The 17,738-nt window shown below is 64.3% G+C and carries 17 protein-coding genes and 1 pseudogene; 10 read left to right on the top strand and 8 right to left on the bottom strand.

All coding sequences use genetic code 11. The features are described 5' to 3' along the window. Positions 1-145 precede the first annotated feature (145 nt). The 5 genes from V5279_RS18215 to V5279_RS18195 form a co-directional block, all read right to left on the bottom strand. On the bottom strand, positions 146-451 hold the full coding sequence (locus V5279_RS18215; protein WP_338699611.1) for a BA14K family protein: 306 nt from the start codon (positions 449-451) through the stop codon (positions 146-148). A gap of 191 nt (positions 452-642) precedes the next feature. Next, a complete protein-coding gene (locus V5279_RS18210) occupies positions 643-1,140 on the bottom strand; it encodes a cytochrome c (RefSeq protein ID WP_338701273.1) in 498 nt (165 codons plus the stop codon). 34 nt (positions 1,141-1,174) lie between these two features. After that, entirely contained in the window at positions 1,175-2,452 is a 1,278-nt protein-coding gene (soxC, locus tag V5279_RS18205; protein ID WP_338699609.1) for a sulfite dehydrogenase, read from the bottom strand. Positions 2,453-2,597: 145 nt separating this feature from the next. After that, a complete protein-coding gene (locus V5279_RS18200) occupies positions 2,598-3,554 on the bottom strand; it encodes a catechol 2,3-dioxygenase (RefSeq protein ID WP_338699607.1) in 957 nt (318 codons plus the stop codon). A 195-nt stretch (positions 3,555-3,749) separates the two neighbouring features. Beyond that, positions 3,750-5,642 carry a putative bifunctional diguanylate cyclase/phosphodiesterase gene (locus tag V5279_RS18195; protein WP_414645731.1) on the bottom strand — a complete coding sequence of 631 codons (1,893 nt, stop codon included), beginning with the start codon at positions 5,640-5,642 and terminating at the stop codon, positions 3,750-3,752. 397 nt (positions 5,643-6,039) lie between these two features. Here V5279_RS18195 and V5279_RS18190 point away from each other — a divergent pair, with 397 nt between their 5' ends. From V5279_RS18190 to V5279_RS18180, 3 genes are all read left to right on the top strand, one after another. Continuing rightward, positions 6,040-7,800, top strand: a complete 1,761-nt coding sequence (locus V5279_RS18190; protein WP_338699605.1) for an ATP-binding protein — start codon at positions 6,040-6,042, stop codon at positions 7,798-7,800. 97 nt (positions 7,801-7,897) lie between these two features. Further along, the gene (locus V5279_RS18185; RefSeq protein WP_338699603.1) at positions 7,898-8,476 is read left to right on the top strand and encodes a peroxidase-related enzyme; all 579 of its coding nucleotides are present in this window, start codon (positions 7,898-7,900) and stop codon (positions 8,474-8,476) included. A gap of 8 nt (positions 8,477-8,484) precedes the next feature. After that, entirely contained in the window at positions 8,485-8,997 is a 513-nt protein-coding gene (locus tag V5279_RS18180; protein WP_029078602.1) for an MgtC/SapB family protein, read from the top strand. On the opposite strand, the gene V5279_RS18175 is transcribed toward V5279_RS18180, so the two are convergent. After that, positions 8,958-9,584: a ParB-like protein gene (locus V5279_RS18175; protein ID WP_338699602.1), complete on the bottom strand. Its 627-nt coding sequence runs from the start codon at positions 9,582-9,584 to the stop codon at positions 8,958-8,960. The two genes, V5279_RS18180 and V5279_RS18175, sit on opposite strands and share 40 nt — an antisense overlap. 86 nt (positions 9,585-9,670) lie before the next feature. Between V5279_RS18175 and V5279_RS18170 the strand changes: the two genes are divergently transcribed. The 7 genes from V5279_RS18170 to V5279_RS18140 all read left to right on the top strand — a co-directional run bounded on the left by V5279_RS18170 (position 9,671) and on the right by V5279_RS18140 (position 15,498). Continuing rightward, on the top strand, positions 9,671-10,552 hold the full coding sequence (locus V5279_RS18170; protein ID WP_338699601.1) for an ion channel: 882 nt from the start codon (positions 9,671-9,673) through the stop codon (positions 10,550-10,552). A gap of 87 nt (positions 10,553-10,639) precedes the next feature. Next, positions 10,640-10,981: a hypothetical protein gene (locus V5279_RS18165; RefSeq protein ID WP_166306905.1), complete on the top strand. Its 342-nt coding sequence runs from the start codon at positions 10,640-10,642 to the stop codon at positions 10,979-10,981. A gap of 181 nt (positions 10,982-11,162) precedes the next feature. Beyond that, positions 11,163-11,462 carry an acyl carrier protein gene (locus V5279_RS18160; RefSeq protein ID WP_024582229.1) on the top strand — a complete coding sequence of 100 codons (300 nt, stop codon included), beginning with the start codon at positions 11,163-11,165 and terminating at the stop codon, positions 11,460-11,462. 9 nt (positions 11,463-11,471) lie between these two features. Then, positions 11,472-11,948, top strand: coding sequence for a 3-hydroxyacyl-ACP dehydratase FabZ family protein (locus V5279_RS18155; protein ID WP_166296776.1), 477 nt, complete (start codon positions 11,472-11,474; stop codon positions 11,946-11,948). After that, positions 11,941-13,125 (top strand): beta-ketoacyl-ACP synthase, encoded by a 1,185-nt coding sequence (locus V5279_RS18150; RefSeq protein ID WP_166296778.1) that lies wholly within the window; start codon positions 11,941-11,943, stop codon positions 13,123-13,125. The genes V5279_RS18155 and V5279_RS18150 overlap by 8 nt, the downstream gene beginning before the upstream one ends. A 142-nt stretch (positions 13,126-13,267) precedes the next feature. Further along, complete coding sequence (locus V5279_RS18145; protein ID WP_166296780.1) at positions 13,268-14,545, top strand: beta-ketoacyl-ACP synthase; 1,278 nt, start codon at positions 13,268-13,270, stop codon at positions 14,543-14,545. A gap of 17 nt (positions 14,546-14,562) precedes the next feature. Then, on the top strand, positions 14,563-15,498 hold the full coding sequence (locus V5279_RS18140) for a lipid A biosynthesis lauroyl acyltransferase (RefSeq protein ID WP_338699600.1): 936 nt from the start codon (positions 14,563-14,565) through the stop codon (positions 15,496-15,498). A gap of 7 nt (positions 15,499-15,505) precedes the next feature. On the opposite strand, the pseudogene V5279_RS18135 reads toward V5279_RS18140, so the two are convergent. Further along, a pseudogene (locus V5279_RS18135) lies at positions 15,506-16,458 on the bottom strand (pyridoxal-phosphate dependent enzyme). A 165-nt stretch (positions 16,459-16,623) separates the two neighbouring features. Continuing rightward, a complete protein-coding gene (locus V5279_RS18125) occupies positions 16,624-17,733 on the bottom strand; it encodes a polyamine ABC transporter substrate-binding protein (protein ID WP_338699593.1) in 1,110 nt (369 codons plus the stop codon). Between the last annotated feature and the right edge of the window lie 5 nt (positions 17,734-17,738).

Below are 17,738 nucleotides of genomic sequence, written 5' to 3'. Positions count from 1 at the left end.
CCGCCGCTCGGGTCCGGCGGACCCGACACGATCGGCAGACTATAACGCGCCCGACCCGCAGTCGTTCGGGCGCCAGGCGACAGCCGGCGCGCTTATCCACCGCCAAGAACGACGGCCAAGAACTACGCCAAGCGTGTGCGGGGCCTTATTGGCAGGGATGGCGGCGGCCGTCCCGGCCAAGGAAGGTGCCGGACGCAGGGTCGAACGAACGGTAGCGGGCGCAGGAGGCGGACGGCGCCGCCGGTATCGCTCCATAGGCGTTGGCCGGGTTGCCGCCCTGTTGCGCCGCCAGCTGAGCCTCGCCCCACGGCGTCAGGGCGCCGCCGTTGATCGCGCTACGCCCAGGATTCTGCGCGTCGAAAAGTGCCGGCTCCGACATCTGGGCCAAGACCGGCGTGAACGTCATTCCCACCAGCAGCACAGCGGCTGCAACGGCCTTGAGTCCGGCCATACGATCTCTCCGATGCATCGATTGAAAATAGTCCAAGAGACTGTGCAAGGACGGCAGCGCCGTCCCTGTGCCCGCGATCGATGTGGTGACGACCACCGTCCGGGCACAGGGACCAGCAAGTCACGATGCCGCGAGGCAGCCGTCTGCGCGGCACGCCAACCGCGGTTCGCGAGGGACGTCCGCCCCGCGCTTCAGCGGTTATGCACGTCAGGCCGCGGGTCGGAGACGAACCCGTCGCGGTTCGGCATCTTGACGGCGGCGAGCGATTTCGCGTCGAGCACGGCGTTAGCGGGGACGACGCCGTTGAGGCTGAGGATGTAGGCGGACACCGCGTAGACGTCCTCATTGCTCAGCGACTGCGGCGCGTTCTGCGGCATCGCGCGGCGGATGTAGTCGAACAAGGTCGAGGCATAGGGCCAATAGCTGCCGACCGTGCGGATCGGCTTGGGGCTCGCCAGCGTGCCCTGCCCGCCGACCAGGCGATCGCCGACGCCGCCCTGCCCGTTGTCGCCATGGCAGGCCGCGCATTGCTCGCTGAACACGATGCGGCCGCGCTCGACGCTGCCGCTGCCTGGCGGCAACGCCGCGCCGTCGCGGCCGATATCGATGTTCCAGCCGGCGATCTCCGCCGGCGTCGCCGCCCGGCCGATGCCGTAGCGCTCCTCGGCATGCGCGGCGATGCCGAACATCGCGATCGCGCTCACCCAAGCGGCGACCTTTACATTACGCCTGGCCATTGCTCACCTCGCCATTTGCAGCGATGCGCCAGGGCCAGATCGCGTTGTTGTGGTAGAAGGAGTTGAGACCACGCACCGCAACCAATTCGGCCAACGTCGGCTGCGCGTAGCCGGTCTCATCGATGGCGCGGCTTTGGATCACCGCGGGGCTGCCGTCCCAGTGCCAGGGCAGCCGGAAGCGCGTGAGCGCGCGCGTCAGCACCGGCTCCTGGAGTTCGGCCTGCTGCCAACTCTTGCCCTCGTCGAGCGAGACCTCCACGCTTTTGATCTTGCCGTGACCGCTCCAGGCAAGCCCGGTGATCTCGTGAAAGCCTTGCGTGGTCAGCTTCTGGCCGCCGGACGGCCGCGTGATGATCGATTTGGCTTCCATATAGAAGGTGAATTCGCGCGACGTGCCGTCCGGCATCGGGTCGGTGTATTTCGAGGTCTCCTCACGCGAATAAGCCGGCTCGGCGACCACCTTGAGCCGGCGCAACCATTTCACGTTCATGTTGCCTTCGAAGCCGGGCAGCAACAGCCGCAACGGATAGCCCTGCTGCGGGCGCAGTCGCTCGCCGTTCTGGCTGTAGACCAGCATGGCGTCGTCGAGGCATTTCTCGATCGGGATCGAGCGCGTCAATGCGGCCGCGTCGGCGCCTTCAGCCACGATCCATTTGGCGCCGGCCTGCAGCCCCGCTTCGTCGAGCACCGTCTTGAGCGGCACGCCGGTCCATTCCGCGCAGCTCACGAGGCCGACAAGGTCAGAGGCCGTCTTGCCGTAGGGCTTGGTGTAGACCGGATTGCCGGAGCATTCGATGAAGTGGATGCGCGACTGCGACGGAAAGCGGCGGATGTCCTCCATCGTGAACAGCAGCGGGCGGTCGACCATACCGTGCAGCATCAGCCGGTGCTCGGCCGGATCGATCGTCGGCACGCCGCCATGGTGGCGTTCGTAGAACAGGCCGTTCGGCGTGATGATGCCGTCGAGCTCCTGCAACGGCGTGCGGCCCGAGGCGGAGATATATTGCGGCAGCGTCTTCGAGATGTTCTTGACGACGCCCTTCTCGTGAACCGACGGCGTGCCATAGGGCTGGCTTCCCATCGCCTCGCCGGGCGCTTTCATCCATTCCGGCACATTGGGCGGAAGATTATTCCCCTGTTCGGCAAGCGCGGTAGAACCGGCAACTCCCGCCATCGCGGAGCCACCGGCCAGTGCTGCACCCGCCTGAAGGAATTGCCTGCGAGACGCCTCTCGCGCGCGCTTGTCCGTCGTGTGTTCGCTCATCGACGTTTTCCTCTGACGTTACGAGGTGCAGCCTAACACCAAACGGCCGAGGCGAGGCAAGGCTGCAATGCGCAGTGCTGCATTCCGCAATGAGATGCACTGTGCCAAGCGTGCCGATTGCGCGGCGGCCGGGCGAACGCGCGCTCTAATCTTTCACCGGTGGTGTGCCGTGGGTGTGGAACGACTCGATCGTCTTCAACCCCCACGCCTGTCCCTTCTTGCGCTCCTCCTCGGTCCACACGATCGGCTTCCAGTCCGGCGCGAGGATCAGGCGCGCTCCGGCGTTGGCGACTTCGACGCGGTTGCCGCCGGGTTCATAGACATAGAGGAAGAAGGTCTGCTGGATCGCGTGCTTGTGCGGCCCGGTCTCGATATGCACGCCGTGTTCGAGGAAGATGTCGGCAGCGCGCAGGATCTCCTCGCGGCTGTCGAGCGCGTAGGTGACATGGTGGAACCGGCCGCGCTTGCCGTAGTGGTCGCGCGTGTAGGCGAAGTCGTAGCTCTTGTTCGACATCGTCATCCACATCGCGGCTTCGGTGCCGTCGTTGAGCACGATCTGCTCGGTGGTGCGGCATCCCAGGTAGTTCTCGAAGAACAGGCGGTTGGCCTTGATATCGACCGCAAGACAATTGAGATGGTCGAGCCGGCGGACATTGACGCCGCGCGCCGGAAAGCGCTGCGCCTGGTTCTTCAACGCGGGCTTCAGCTCGGCCGGCGCCTCGTACCACTCGGTCTCGTAATAGATCTCGATGACGTGGCCGTCGGGATCGCGGCAGCGGAACGCCGGTCCCTGCCCCATGTCGCCATCGATCCAGCCGATATCGAAGCCCGAGCCTTTCAGCGCGGCGACGCGGCGCTCCAACGCCTGCGGACTGCGGGCCCGCAGCGCCATGTGCTCCATCCCCGAATTGTTCGACGCGGTGAGCTTCAGCGAATAGCGCTCATAGTCATCCCAGCCGCGCAGATAGACCGACTCGCCGTTGCGGCCGCTGACCGTCATGCCCATCACGTCGACGAAGAATTTCAGGCTCTCGTCTGGCTTCGGCGTCAGCAGCTCCATGTGCCCGAGATGAGCGAGATCGAAGATCGGTTCCGGCTGCATGGGGCGGTCTCCTTCCGCGACGGCCGGATCGACGTCTTTTCGCTCGGGCGGGCGGCGGCGCGTCGATTTGTACTAGTGTACAAAGGATTAGGTCTCGTCAACAAATTATTCGGCGTGCATATCGACGCGATGGCCGGCGCCCGCGCGGCAGTCCGCGGCCGGAATCACACCAGTGAAAGCGATCGAGGCCGGCGGTCAGGCGACCGAAACGGCCTTCTCGCGATGCGACGACAGCAGCTTGCGGACGTCAGCGGCCGGCACCGGCCGGCTGAACAGATAGCCCTGCATCTCGGTGCAGCCGAGGATGCGCAGCATGTTGCGCTGCTGCTCGGTCTCGACGCCCTCCGCGGTCGTGGTCATGTCGCTGGCGGCGGCAATGTTCACGACGGCCTGGACGATCGTGGACGACGCGCCGGCCCCGGCGAGATCCTTGATGAACGCACGATCGATCTTGATCTTGTCGAAGGGGAAGCGCTGCAGGTAGCTCAGCGACGAATAGCCGGTGCCGAAATCGTCGAGCGCGATGCGGACGCCGAGCTCACGCAGCTGATGCAGGATATCGAGCGCGGCCTCGTCGTCGCGGATCAGCACGGCCTCGGTGATTTCGAGTTCGAGCCGCGAGGGCGCGAGCCCGGACGCCGCCAGCGCGGCGGCGACGTTCAGCGCCAGCGTCTGGCTCTTGAACTGGATCGGAGACACGTTGACGGCGACGTGGATATGTTCCGGCCAGTTCACCGCTTCCCGGCACGCGGTGTTGAGCACCCAGTGGCCAATGTCGTTGATCAGACCGGTATCCTCGGCGACCGGGATGAAATCCGCCGGCGAGATCATGCCGCGTTCGGGATGACGCCAGCGCAGCAGCGCCTCGCAGCAGCTGACCCGGCTGTCCTCGAGATGGAGCAGCGGCTGATAATGCAGCTCGAAGTTGCCGTCGGCGATCGCCTGGCGCAGCTCGAGCTCAAGACTGCGCCGCGCCTTGGCGCGCGCATCCATGCCGGTCTCGAAGAACCGGTAGGTGCGGCGGCCGTCGCTCTTCGCGCCATAGAGCGCGAGGTCGGCGTTGCGCAGCAATTGATCGAGGTCGAGGCCATCGGCGGGCGCGACCGCGATGCCGATGCTCGCATCGGTGGTGATCAGATGCCCGCTGCAGTCGACCGGCTGGCGGATCGCCTGATAGATGGCGGCCAGCAGCTGCATGGTCTGGGTCTGGTCGCGGATGGCGGTCTGGATGACGGCAAACTCGTCGCCGCCGAGCCGCGCCGCGACATCGCCCTCCGCGAGACAGGAACGCAGGCGATCGGCGATCGCCCTGAGCAGTTCGTCGCCGATCTGATGGCCGAGCGCGTCGTTGACGCTCTTGAACTCGTCGACGTCGATGTACATGACCGCGAGCTGCTCGTCGGGCCGGAGCGCTTTCAGCGCCCGCTCCAGGCGCTCGCGGAACAGCACACGGTTCGGCAGATCGGTCAGCGCATCATAATGCGCCATGTAGGCGATCCTGTTCTCGGTGCGCGTGCGCTCCGTGACATCCTCGATGGTCGCCACCCAACCGCCTTCCGGCAGCGGCTTGTTGACGATCTCGATCGCGCGCCCGCCCGGCGCGCGCGTGAGCTGACGCGTGGCCCGGCCAAGCTTCACGTTGCCGATGATGGTATCGCAGAAATCCTCGACGTCGCCATCGAACGAGCCGGTCTCCTGACGGTGCGCGATCAGCCGCTGCATGGTGCAGCCCGGCTTCGCGATATCGGGCGAGAGCCCGAACATCTCGATATAGGGACGGTTGCAGATGATGATGCGCGCCGACGCATCGTAGAGCACGAGCCCCTGCGGAATGTTGTTCACGGCGGTCGTGAGATTGCGCCGTTCCGCGGCGAGCCGGTCGTCCGAGACCTGGTGCCGCTTCAGCAACAGGAAGACGATCACGGCCATGATCGCAAATGCCGCCATCAACAGGCCTTCGCGCTCGCTCCACTGCGCGGTCGCGCTTCCGAGCAGGCTGCCCACGAGCATGCCGGCACAGAACGCCAGCCCCTTGGTCGAGCCGTCGTCGACATTCCCTGACGATGAATTGCGGTGTTCGATGCGCACGCTGATCTCTCCCCGAGCGCGGCATCGTTACGCGGCACAAATGGAAAGGACGTTACAAGTCGCAGTTAGCAATCGGTTACACGATACCATGACACGGCGCGCGGCCAATCGCACCGCAGTCTCCGTAAACCTACGGAGCCGCCGCTCACTCCTCGGAGATGGTGAATGCGGCGTTAACGGCAAAACCGCGAAACAATCGCGGCTGTGCCGGAAAGCGACGATTTCGCCGCCGGAGCGCGCAACAGGGCGCGATCTCACGACACGACAGAAACAAATCGTCACCGGGAAGGTGTAGATTTAGCCGATACGAACCCCCGGCGACTTAACGGTTTTTCCAGCCCCGGGCTGGCATATTGGTCCGGACATTTAGATTTCGAGAACGAGCCAGGCGAGAACTGTGACATCCTTCGGACGTGTGATCTCTGTGCGCGGCTCGCAGGCCCGGGTTGGGCTTTTGGCCGGCGGCCAGATGCAACTTTCAGAAATGCGCGCGACCGTCGGCCGGTTCGTCAGCATCCGCTGCGCGAGCTCGGTCATCGTCGCCATGATCACCGAAGTGTCGTGCGAGCACCTGCCGCCGTCCGACCAGTACATGGCGACCGCTTCCGTCGACCTGCTCGGCGAAATCCTTGGCGGCGACCGCCCGAAATTCCAGCGCGGCGTCACCCACTATCCGACCATCGGCGACAGCACCGACCTGATCACGAACCAGGAGCTGCGCACGGTCTATGCGCCGAGCGGCTCGGACCAGATCAATGTCGGCACGCTGCAGCAGGATCGTTCGGTCATCGCCTATGTCGACGTCGAGGAAATGCTCTCGAAGCACTTCGCGGTGCTCGGCTCGACCGGCGTCGGCAAATCCACCGGCGTCTCGCTGCTGCTCAACGAGATCCTGAAATCGCGGCCGAACCTGCGCATCTTCCTGCTCGACGTGCACAATGAATACGGCCGCTGCTTCGGCGAGCGCGCCCAGGTGCTGAACCCGCGAAACCTCAAGCTGCCGTTCTGGCTGTTCAACTTCGAGGAGATCGTCGACGTGTTGTTCGGCGGCCGCCCCGGCGTGGCTGAAGAGCTCGACATCCTCGCCGAAGTGATTCCGATGGCGAAGGGCCTCTACACCCAGTACCAGAACTCCGACCGGGTCGGTCTCGGGCTGAAGCGCGTCGACCCCAAGCAGGTCGGCTACACCGTCGATACGCCGGTGCCCTATCGCCTGGTCGACCTGATCTCGCTGATCGACGAGCGCATGGGCAAGCTGGAGAACCGCTCCTCGCGCATCATCTATCACAAGCTGATCTCGCGCATCGACGCGGTGCGCAACGATCCGCGCTACGCCTTCATGTTCGACAATGCCAACGTCGGCGGCGACACCATGGCCGAGGTGATCAGCCATCTGTTCCGCCTGCCCGCCAACGGCAAGCCGATGACCATCATGCAGCTCGCGGGCTTCCCCGCCGAGGTCGTCGATTCCGTGGTGTCGGTGTTGTGCCGCATGGCGTTCGATTTCGGGCTGTGGAGCGACGGCGTGTCGCCGATGCTGTTCGTCTGCGAGGAAGCGCACCGCTACGCCTCCGCCGACCGCAATATCGGGTTCGGGCCGACCCGCAAGGCGGTGTCGCGCATCGCCAAGGAAGGCCGCAAGTACGGCGTCTATCTCGGCCTGATCACGCAGCGTCCGGCCGAGCTCGACGCGACCATCATCTCCCAGTGCAACACGCTGTTCACGATGCGCCTTGCCAACGACCGCGACCAGGCGCTGCTGCGCTCCGCGGTCTCGGACGCGGCCGCCAATCTGCTGTCGTTCGTGCCCTCGCTCGGCACCCGCGAAGTGCTGGCGTTCGGCGAAGGCGTGGCGTTGCCGACCCGGCTGCGCTTCAAGGAGGTGCCGCCGCACCAGCTGCCGCGCGGCGAGGCCACCATCGCAACCGTGCCGTCGGTCACCGCCGGGCATGATTTGCATTTCGTCAGCGCCGTGCTGGAACGCTGGCGCGGCGCCACCTCGCATCGCGATACCGCGCCGAACGACCCCGGCCTCAACTCCAGCCTCACCTCGCCTGCGCCGCCGCGCACGATGGCGCCGGCCGAGGCGCCGATGCTGCAGCCTTCGCTGGGCCTCGATCCGGATCGCTTCTCGCTGCTGAAGAAGCCGCTGCGCTAGCGGGATCGCGCAAGGCGCCGATGCGCCTTGCGCCGGACCCGTCATCCACTATGGTTTCGCCTGACGCCGCGTTCCCGCGGCATGCCGGAACCATCTCATGACGCAGCCGACCGCAAAGCGCTTCCCGACGCCCGCTCTCGACAAGCTCCCCGAGGATATCCGCACCCGCATCCTGGCGGTGCAGGAGAAGTCCGGCTTCGTGCCGAACGTATTCCTCACCCTGGCCTATCGCCCCGACGAGTTTCGCGCGTTCTTTGCTTATCACGACGCGCTGATGGAGAAGGACTCCGGCCTCTCCAAGGCCGAGCGCGAGATGATCGTGGTGGCGACCAGCGCCGCCAACCAGTGCCAGTATTGCGTGATCGCCCACGGCGCGATCCTGCGCATCCGCGCCAAGAATCCTGAGATCGCCGACCAGATCGCGGTCAACTACCGCAAGTCCGACATCACGCCGCGGCAGCGCGCGATGCTCGACTTTGCCATGAAGGTGAGCCGCACGGCCGAGGAGGTCGCGGAGACCGACTTCGCGGCGCTCGCCGCCCACGGCTTCAGCGACGACGACGTCTGGGACATCGCCGCGGTTGCGGCCTTCTTCGCGCTGTCGAACCGGCTCGCGAACGTCACCGGCATGCGGCCGAACGCCGAATTCTACATGCTCGGCCGGCAGCCGAAATAGAGGGCGCGGTGACGGACTGGAGCGAGATCATCCTGCGCCTCGGCGTGGCGACCCTTGCCGGCAGCGCGATCGGGCTCGACCGCGACCTGCGCGGCAAGCCGATCGGCCTGAAGACGCTGGGTCTCGTCAGCCTCTCGACCGCCACGGTCGTGCTGCTGGCCTTGCAAGCCGCCGCGCCCGGCCAGTTCACCGATGCGGTGAGCCGCGTGATCCAGGGCGTGCTGACGGGAATTGGGTTTCTCGGCGCCGGCGTCATCGTGCGGCAGGGCGACCGCTTTCAGGTCCGCGGCCTGACCAGCGCCGCATGTGCATTCTTTGCCGCATGCATCGGGATCGTCTGCGGCGCCGGACATTGGCCGATCGTTGCAACCGCACTCGTGCTGGCATTCCTGCTGCTCACCTTCGGCAAGCGCACCGAGCGCTGGCTGCACCACGCGCTCGGCGGCAAGGAGGACCAGCACAAGCCGGAGGCCGCGCCCGGTCAGTCGTCAGACGCCGGGCCGCACCAGCCGGGCAGATAGACCGCTCCCCCGCTGCGGCCGAGCGCCAGCCCCTTCTCCAGCGCCTTGGCGAAATTGTTCTCCACCGTCTTGCGCGGGATGTGACGGCGCAGGAAATCGGCCCACAGGAATTCGCTGAACGGCGTCGTGTCCTTGGCGAAACCGCCGGCCCGGCGCATCTCGCCGGCAAGGCTGCGGAACGGATCGTCCTTGAGATCCTTGATCGATTTCGGAATGTCCCTGAAGTGCCGGCGCTCGCCCCTGGAGTCGTAAGGGTAGACCCAGCGCTTGTTGTCCATCACGCCCCAGAACACGTCACGCTCGACCATCGTGAGATCGCCGATCACGGTGACCAGGATGTCCTTGACGCCCTCCTCGTGCAGCGCCCGCGCCATGTGATGGTGATCGACCACGTAATAGCGATCGTCGGGACCATGGACGACCGGGATCATGTGCTTGCCCAGAAGCTCGGCACGCTTCTTGTCGGACTTGTGCTCGCGCCAGCGCTTCCGCTTCTCCTTTACCTCATGCATGCCGACCGTCATCTGGGTCGGTCGCAGCGACATGATCGGGACCGGTTTGACGTAGGGCTCGCGCGTATGGGCCATGATGTGTGCTCCCGTTTGACCGGCACTCCGGAATAGGTTCCATTATGTCATGATGTCGCAGACAGGTGAAAGAGCCGGTTCGGCGGATGGCTTTGAGAGCAAACGATCGCGTGAAGGCCCGCACGGTCCGCTTCGGCAACCGCGAGGTCGTGACCGAGGGGTTGGAGCTCAGTTTCTGGGCAGACATAAGTCATCGCTGCATGACGGCATCCTGGCCCGCCTTTATCGGCGGTGCAGCATTGGTGTTCGTCGTATTCAACGCCGTGTTCGCCTTGTTCTATTGGCTCGGCGATCATCCGATCGCTAACGTGCCCAACGGCCAATACATCGACTACCTCTATTTCAGCATCGAAACGCTTTCGACCGCCGGCTACGGCGACATGCACCCGCAGACGCATTACGGGCACTTCATCGCCACCATCGAACTCTTCACCGGCATCTTCTCGATGTCGCTGATGACCGGGCTGATCTTCGCCCGCTTCTCGCGGCCGAGCGCGCGGCTGCTGTTCGCCGACAGTCCCGTGATCTCAAACCATGAGGGACAGCTGACGCTGATGATCCGTCTCGCCAATGAGCGGCACAACATCATCGCCAATGCCACCGCGCGGCTGTGGCTGTTCAAGAGCGGCGTCAGCAAGGAAGGCATGGCCTATCGCCGGTTCTACGAGCTGCCATTGGTGCGCAGCGAAAGCCCGGCGCTGGCGCTGAGCTGGACCCTGTTTCATGTCATCGACCAGGACAGCCCGCTCCACGGCCTCGGCGCCGCGGACCTGGAAGCCGTCAATGCCGGGCTCGGCCTCATCGTATCCGGCTATGACGACGTTGCAGCGCAAACTGTGCATGCGCGAAAATCGTACGAACATTCCGACATCCGCTTCGGCCATCGCTATGCGGAAATTTTGCGCGCGACCGACGACGGCCGTCTCAGGATCGATTACAGTCGGTTCCACGAGACGATCGAAGGATGAATACCACCTCTGCGCGCACCAAGATTTTAGATGTGAAGCGCGGCGAACATGCTAGAGATAAGCGGCGACGCGACCGGACTGACAACAGTGAAGACGCAGCGGCCAATTTCCTCGGATGACGAGCACGTGGTGCTCAAATTCCGGCCGCGCACCTCGGCGCAGCCGCCCGGCAAGCGCGAGCAGCCGATCCGATCGCCCCGTCCCGCTTCCGTTGCCAACGATCTCTCTCGCTATGAGAAGCCGCGCGAGGAGCCGGACGATTTCCGCCAGCGCATGCTCGCCAATATCGCCGCCTTCGCCTTCACCGTGGCGCTCACCGCAATCGGTATCTGGCTGGCCATGAGCATCGCCGATTTGCGCAAGACCCAGGACTGCGTGCTGATGGGCCGCCGCGATTGCGCGAAGATTACGGTGATGCCGCGCAACTAGGCTGGCCGGAACCCTGCCCAAAAACCGCCCTTGCCAGGCCGGCCAAGCTCCATTGAACTAACGGCCCTGCTCCGATATACGGGCACACGACTCCGGCAGCAGCAATAAGGGCATTCCGGGGCAACGCGCCCGCCTCCTCCGAGAGTCCCGGAATTACCTTCAATATATCAAAGGCTTAATGATGTCCTCCACATTCGAGCAGATCGCCAACATTATCGCGGAGACCTGCGACATCCCGCGCGACACGATCAAGCCGGAGAGCCACGCGATCGACGATCTGGGAATCGACAGCCTCGACTTCCTCGACATCGCCTTTGCCATCGACAAGGCCTTTGGCATCAAGATGCCGCTCGAGAAGTGGACCCAGGAGGTCAACGACGGCAAGGCAACGACGGAGCAGTACTTCGTGCTGAAGAATCTCGCCGACCGCATCGACGAGTTGGTTGCGGCCAAGAATGCGGGCACGGGCACGGGCTCGTAATCGCCCATCATGCAGCTCGAAATTTTTCAGCTGATCGACCGGATCGTCGACCTCGACCTCGACGCAAGAACCATTGTCGTCGAGGCGGATGTGCCGCCCGAGAGCCACTCGGTGTTCGCGGGGCACTTCCCGGGGTACCCGATCATGCCCGGCGTGTTGCTGACCGAGGCAATGGCCCAGAGCTCGGGCTGGCTGATCCTCGGTCTGACCAAGTTCGAGCGCATGCCTTTCCTCGCCATGGTCAAGGAAGCCAAGATGCGCGGCTTCGTCAGCCCCGGCTCGGTCCTGAGGATCGAAGCCAAGATCGAACACGAAGGTTCAGGCTTCGCCGTGACCTCGGCGAAGGTTCGCGTCGGCAAAGAGCTCAAGTGCAATGCCGAGCTGACCTTCCGCCACATCCCCTTCCCTCACCCGGACTTGCGTGTGCACATGGATGCGATGGCCAACAAGATCGGCTTTCCGATGCAGGCAATGACCAATGGCTGAGAAGGAAGTCTGGATCACCGGCGTCGGCCTGCTCTCCTCGCTCGGCGAAGGGCTGGACGCGCATTGGCAGGCGCTTGGCGAACGGCGCGTCAATGCCGACGAGAAGCGTCTCGCGCCCTACGTGATCCATCCGATCGCCCCGGTCAGCTTCGACGCCCAGATCCCGAAGAAGGGCGACCAGCGCCAGATGGAGATGTGGCAGCGCATCGGCACCTATGCCGCCGGGCTGGCGCTCGATTCCGCCGGCGTCAAAGGCAATCAGGAAATCCTGTCGCGGATGGACATGATCATCGCAGCCGGTGGCGGCGAGCGTGACCTCAATGTCGACCTGGCGATCATGAACGCCGATGCGCAGGGCAAGCTGCCGCCTGCCCTCCTCAACGAAAAGCTGATGAACGAACTGCGCCCGACGCTGTTCCTTGCGCAGCTCTCCAATCTGCTTGCCGGCAACATCGCGATCGTTCACGGCGTGTGCGGGACATCGCGCACCTTCATGGGCGAGGAAGCCTCAAGCATCGACGCTGCGCGGATCGCAGTCGCGCGCATCGGCGCCGGACAGAGCGACATCGCGCTGGTCGGCGCGGCGCATAATGGCGATCGCGGCGACCTCTTGATGCTCTACACGTTTGGCGACTTCGCCCTCAAGGATCGGCATAGCGCGGTATGGGCCCGCAGGAACAACCCGGGCTTCGCGATCGGCTCTGCCGGCGCTTTCCTGGTGATGGAGTCGCGCGAGCACGCCGAGGCCCGCGGCGCCAAGCCCTACGCCAGGCTGACCAGGGTGGTCGCCGATCTTGCCAAGCGCAAGGAGCCCGGCGCCGTGACGAAATCGCTACAAGCGATGTGGCCGAAGCTCGGCGTCAGCGACGACAACGCCATGCTGATCACGGGCGCGACCGGCGCCGAGCCCGCGACCACTGAGGAGCGCGCATTCCTCGGTCAGCACCCCGGTCTCGCCGTGCGCGCCACCGGAACGACCTTTGGGCACACCATGGAGGCGCAGTTCCCGCTCGGGCTGGCGCTGGCAGCGTTGTCGATCTCGCGCGGCGCGCTCTATCCGGCCAACGATCCGACCGGGCTGGAGGTTGAAAAGACCGAAGCGCCAACCCAGATTGTCGTGTTGGGGGTCGGCCACTGGCAGGGCGAAGGCATGGCACTGGTCGAGGCCGTCAGTTAGGGCATGGTCCGGAAAAGTGTGAAGCGGTTTTCCCTCGCGACAAACGCGTAGCGTTTGCGCGGAGATCATGCTCAAACAAATAGCTAAAGCGCGATGAGGCTCATCGCGCTTTAAGTCCGGCGCAAGTACCGACGGGGAAACCATGACAGCACCACGCGATAAATTCGGCCGACCGATCGTTGTCGTGACCGGCATGGGAATCGTGACGTCGCTCGGCGGCGGCAAGACCGACAATTGGAAGCGTCTCACCGCGGGCGAGTCCGGCATCAGGACCGTGACGCGCTTCCCGATCGACAGCCTGAAGACGACGATGGCCGGCGCCGTCGATTTCGTCACCGTCGACCCGTTCTCCTCGACCAGCCTGTCGCAGCGTCTGGCCGAGGTTGCGACCGAGGAAGCGCTGGAGCAATCCGGCATCGGCAGCAAGGGCGACTTCCCCGGCCCGCTGTTTCTGGCAGTCGCGCCGATCGAGACCGAGTGGCCGCAGCGGCTCGAGGTCGCGCGCTCCGTCCCGACCAAAGACTTTGGAATCATCGACTATCTGGCGACCTGCAGCGGCGGCAAGTTTGCGCATTTCCATCGCCGGTTCACCTTCGGCTCCGTCGCGCTCAACCTCGCCGAGACCTTCGGCACCAAGGGCTCGCCGATCTCGCTCTCGACGGCTTGCGCGTCCGGCGCGACCGCGATCCAGCTCGGCGTCGAGGCGATCCGCCGCGGCGAAGCCGATGCGACGCTGTGCATTGCGACCGACGGCTCGGTGAATCCGGAAGCCATGGTGCGTTTCTCGCTGCTCTCGGCGCTCTCGACCCAGAACGATCCGCCCCAGGGCGCCTCAAAACCGTTCTCGAAGAACCGCGACGGCTTCGTGATGGCCGAAGGCGCCGGCGCCCTGGTGCTGGAGAGCTATGAGGCCGCGATGGCGCGCGGCGCGCGCATCCTGGGCGTCGTCGCCGGCTGCGGCGAGCTGACCGACTCCTTCCACCGCACCCGCTCGGCCCCCGACGGCAAGCCGGCGATCGGCTGCGTGCGCAAGACGCTTGCTGATGCGGGCATGGAGCCGCACCAGATCGACCACATCAATGCGCACGGCACCTCGACGCCGGAAAACGACAAGATGGAATATCTGGCGACCGCAGCCGTGTTCGGCGAGCACACGCCGAACATTCCGGTGTCGTCGAACAAATCCATGGTTGGCCACACCATCTCGGCCGCCGGCGCGGTCGAGGCGATCTTCTCGCTGCTGACGCTCGAGCATCAGCGGATTCCGCCGACGATCAATTACGAGGTGCCCGACCCCGCGATCCCGTTCGACGTGGTCGGCAACAAGGCGCGCGACGCCAAGGTGACCGCCGTGATGTCGAACTCGTTCGGGTTTGGCGGGCAGAACGCCTCGCTGATCCTGACGCGCGAGCCGGCTTAGCGCCCTCGCCTCATCAGATGAAACGCCTGCTCCTTCGTACCAGGGCGCGCCTCCGCGATGCCGCCAAGCCCGTGGCCGGCGTTGCGATCGGCGCGCTGACGACCGGCCTGTTGCGAACCACCCGCTATTTCGATCCGGACAAGACCGCAAATTTCTTCGGTCAGGCCGCGCATTTCATCGGCCGCCGGCTGCGCGAGGATCGCATCGGCCGCGAGAACCTCAAGGCGGCCTTCCCCGAGAAGTCACCGGAAGAGATCGAGACAATTCTCACGGGGGTCTGGCACAATCTCGGCCGCATCGGTGCCGAATTTGCGCATCTCGATCGCATCTGGGACCACGACCCCGCGCATCCCGACAAGCCCGGCCGGGTCGAATTCTCCGGACGCAGCAAGCAATTGTTCGATCAGCTGCGGGACGACGGCAAACCGGCGCTGTTCTTTGCCGCGCATCTCGGCAACTGGGAGCTGTCTCCGCTCGCTGCCGCGGCGCACGGGCTCGAAGCCGTCGTCTTGTTCCGGCGACCGAACATCGAAGCCGCCGACCGCGCCATCGAACGGATCCGAGCCGTCAATTTGGGCACGCTGGTCCCGGCCGGCCGGGACGCGCCGCTCAAGCTGGCAAAGGCCCTGCAAGACGGCCAGCACGTTGCGATGCTGGTCGACCAGTATTTGACCAACGGCGTCCCCGTCACTTTCTTCGGCCGCAAGACCACGGCGAACCCGCTGCTGGCGCGCCTGCGCCGGCAGATCGACTGCCCGATCCACGGCACGCGGATCATTCGCCTGCCCGACGGCCGTTTCCGCGGCGAAGTCTCCGAGGAAGTGAAGCCGGTGTTCGACGCATCCGGCGAGATCGATATCCAGGGCACGATGCAGGCGATCACCGACGTCGTCGAGGGCTGGGTCCGCGAGTATCCGGATCAGTGGCTCTGGCTGCACCGGCGCTGGCGGTAGCGGTCCGCTATTGGCGTGACAGACCTTCGCGTCCAGGCGACGGTACGTTCCCTCCGCAAGCGACTACCCATACACGCGATAACTCGCTGTCGACGACGCCTCCCAAGACTGCCGCCATCGCCAAGGCGCCGCTGGGCTCGACCCGGATACCGCATGTTCCAAGAAGCAGCCCGGCAGCGCGTTGCACAGATTCGTCGTTCACGGCGCACACCTGAACATTCGATCGTTGCAGAATTTCGAAGGCCCGCGCTCCGATCTGGCGGGAGCGCAGGGCGTCACATAGCGTCTCTCCGGGAGGATCAATCCGGACCGGCATTCCAATCTCGCGGGCGCGCGCGTAGCGTTGGTGGGTCTCCGGTTCGGCAACATAGATTGCTGCCGGAATGGACCAAGAACGCAAAGCAAGGGCAACACCGGCGGCCAGCCCGCCACCGCCACAGGCAACGATCACTGCATCGGACGCTGGGCCATTTGCTTGAATGGCAGCTGCGATCTCCGAACCCACGGTATAGCTTCCGGCAATCATCTCGACGTCTTCGAAAGCGTGCAGGTTACGCCAACCGCGTTGACGGGCGTCCATTCGCGCACAATCGACCAACTCCGATCGCTCGACGATTTTTATCTCAGCTCCGGTTTCTCGAGCCTGCTCCTTTTGAAGGCCGCTACGTCCGCGGGCATGATCAAACAAGCAGGCTTGTCCAGAGCCTGAGCGGCCAGGCCAACTGCAATCGGAAAATTTCCAGATCCTGCGGCGACAACTCCTCGCGCAGCGTTTCTCGTTCCGAGAATTGCTCCTCGAAACTTGAACGAACCGCCATACTGAACGGTCTCGTCTTTGATGAAGATTGTTCGCCCAGTCGCCGCGTCCAACGCGGCGCAAGATCGTATCGGAGTCTCCAGCGCTCGGCCCGCAATAAACTCGAGATCGTCACGGACAAAATGAATCAGCTGACTGGGCATCTTTGCTTCTGCGGGAATCGCAACGAACATCGATGGCTATCGGACACACACGTACACTGGTGTCCAATCAGCTGTTGTAACTGCTCGATTTAACTTGTGAACGTCTGAAATATCTCAGTACGTCGGGCGCATAGCACATGATTGCCTTGGCGCGCGCACCCGGCCCTAGCGTCCGGTCTTCACCCGGGTCCACAGCCGGTTGATGATCCGCTGCGTCGCCGGATCGCGCGCCGTGATCACGAACAGCTTCTTCTGCATCGCCTCGTCGGGATAGATGTTCTTGTCGTTGAAGATCTTCGGATCGATCAGCTTCTGGCTCGCCAGATTGCCGTTGGCGTAGGACAGGAAGTTCGAGTTCTTCGCCGCGACCTCGGGTCGGTAGAGGTAGTTGATCAGCTCATAGGCCTCAGTGACATTCTTGGCATCGGCGGGGATCGCGAGATTGTCGAAGAACATCTGCGCGCCCTCCTTCGGGATCGTGTAGCCGATCTCGACGCCGGTGTTGGCTTCCGCCGCCCGGCTGCGCGCCTGCATGATGTCGCCCGACCATCCAACCACGAAGCAGATCTCGCCCGAGGCCAGCGCGCTGAGATATTCGGACGAATGGAATTTGCGAACATAGGGCCGGATCTTGATGACGAGATCGGCGGCCTTGTCGAGGTCGGCCTGCTTGGTCGAGTTCGGATCGAGGCCAAGATAGCTCAACGCCGCCGGCAGGATATCGTCGGCGGAATCCAGCATGTGGATGCCGCAATCCTTGAACTTGGCGAGGTTCTCCGGCTTGAACACCATGTCCCAGCTGTCGATCTTCGCATTAGGCCCGAGAATCTTCTCCGCCATCTTGACGTTGTAGCCGATGCCGGTGGTGCCCCACATGTAGTTGGCACCGTAATTGTTGCCGGGATCGTAGGTGGCGAGCTCACCGGTCACCACCGGCCACGCATTGGCGAGGTTCGGCAGCTTCGACTTCTCGAGCTTCAGGAACACTTTTGCGGTGATCTGGCGCTGCAGGAAATACCCGGTCGGCACCACGACGTCGTAGCCCGACTTGCCGGCGAGCAGCCGCGTCTCCAGCGTCTCATTGGCGTCGAACGTATCGTAGACGACCTTGATGCCGGTTTCCTTGGTGAAGTCCTCAAGGACTCCCGGCGCCATGTAGTTCGACCAGTTGTAGAAGTTGACCGTGCGCTCCTCCGCACTTGCAGAGGCAGCGAACAACAGAACCGCGGCGACCGTACCGACGAGGCTGACGAGACGACGGTTCTGCTTGTGCATTCTGG

It is taken from the genome of Bradyrhizobium sp. 26S5 (assembly GCF_036923295.1).
In the GTDB taxonomy this organism is placed as follows: domain Bacteria; phylum Pseudomonadota; class Alphaproteobacteria; order Rhizobiales; family Xanthobacteraceae; genus Bradyrhizobium; species Bradyrhizobium septentrionale.
Note: the sequence above shows the minus strand (reverse complement) of the source record. Positions and strands in the feature narration are given on the sequence as shown.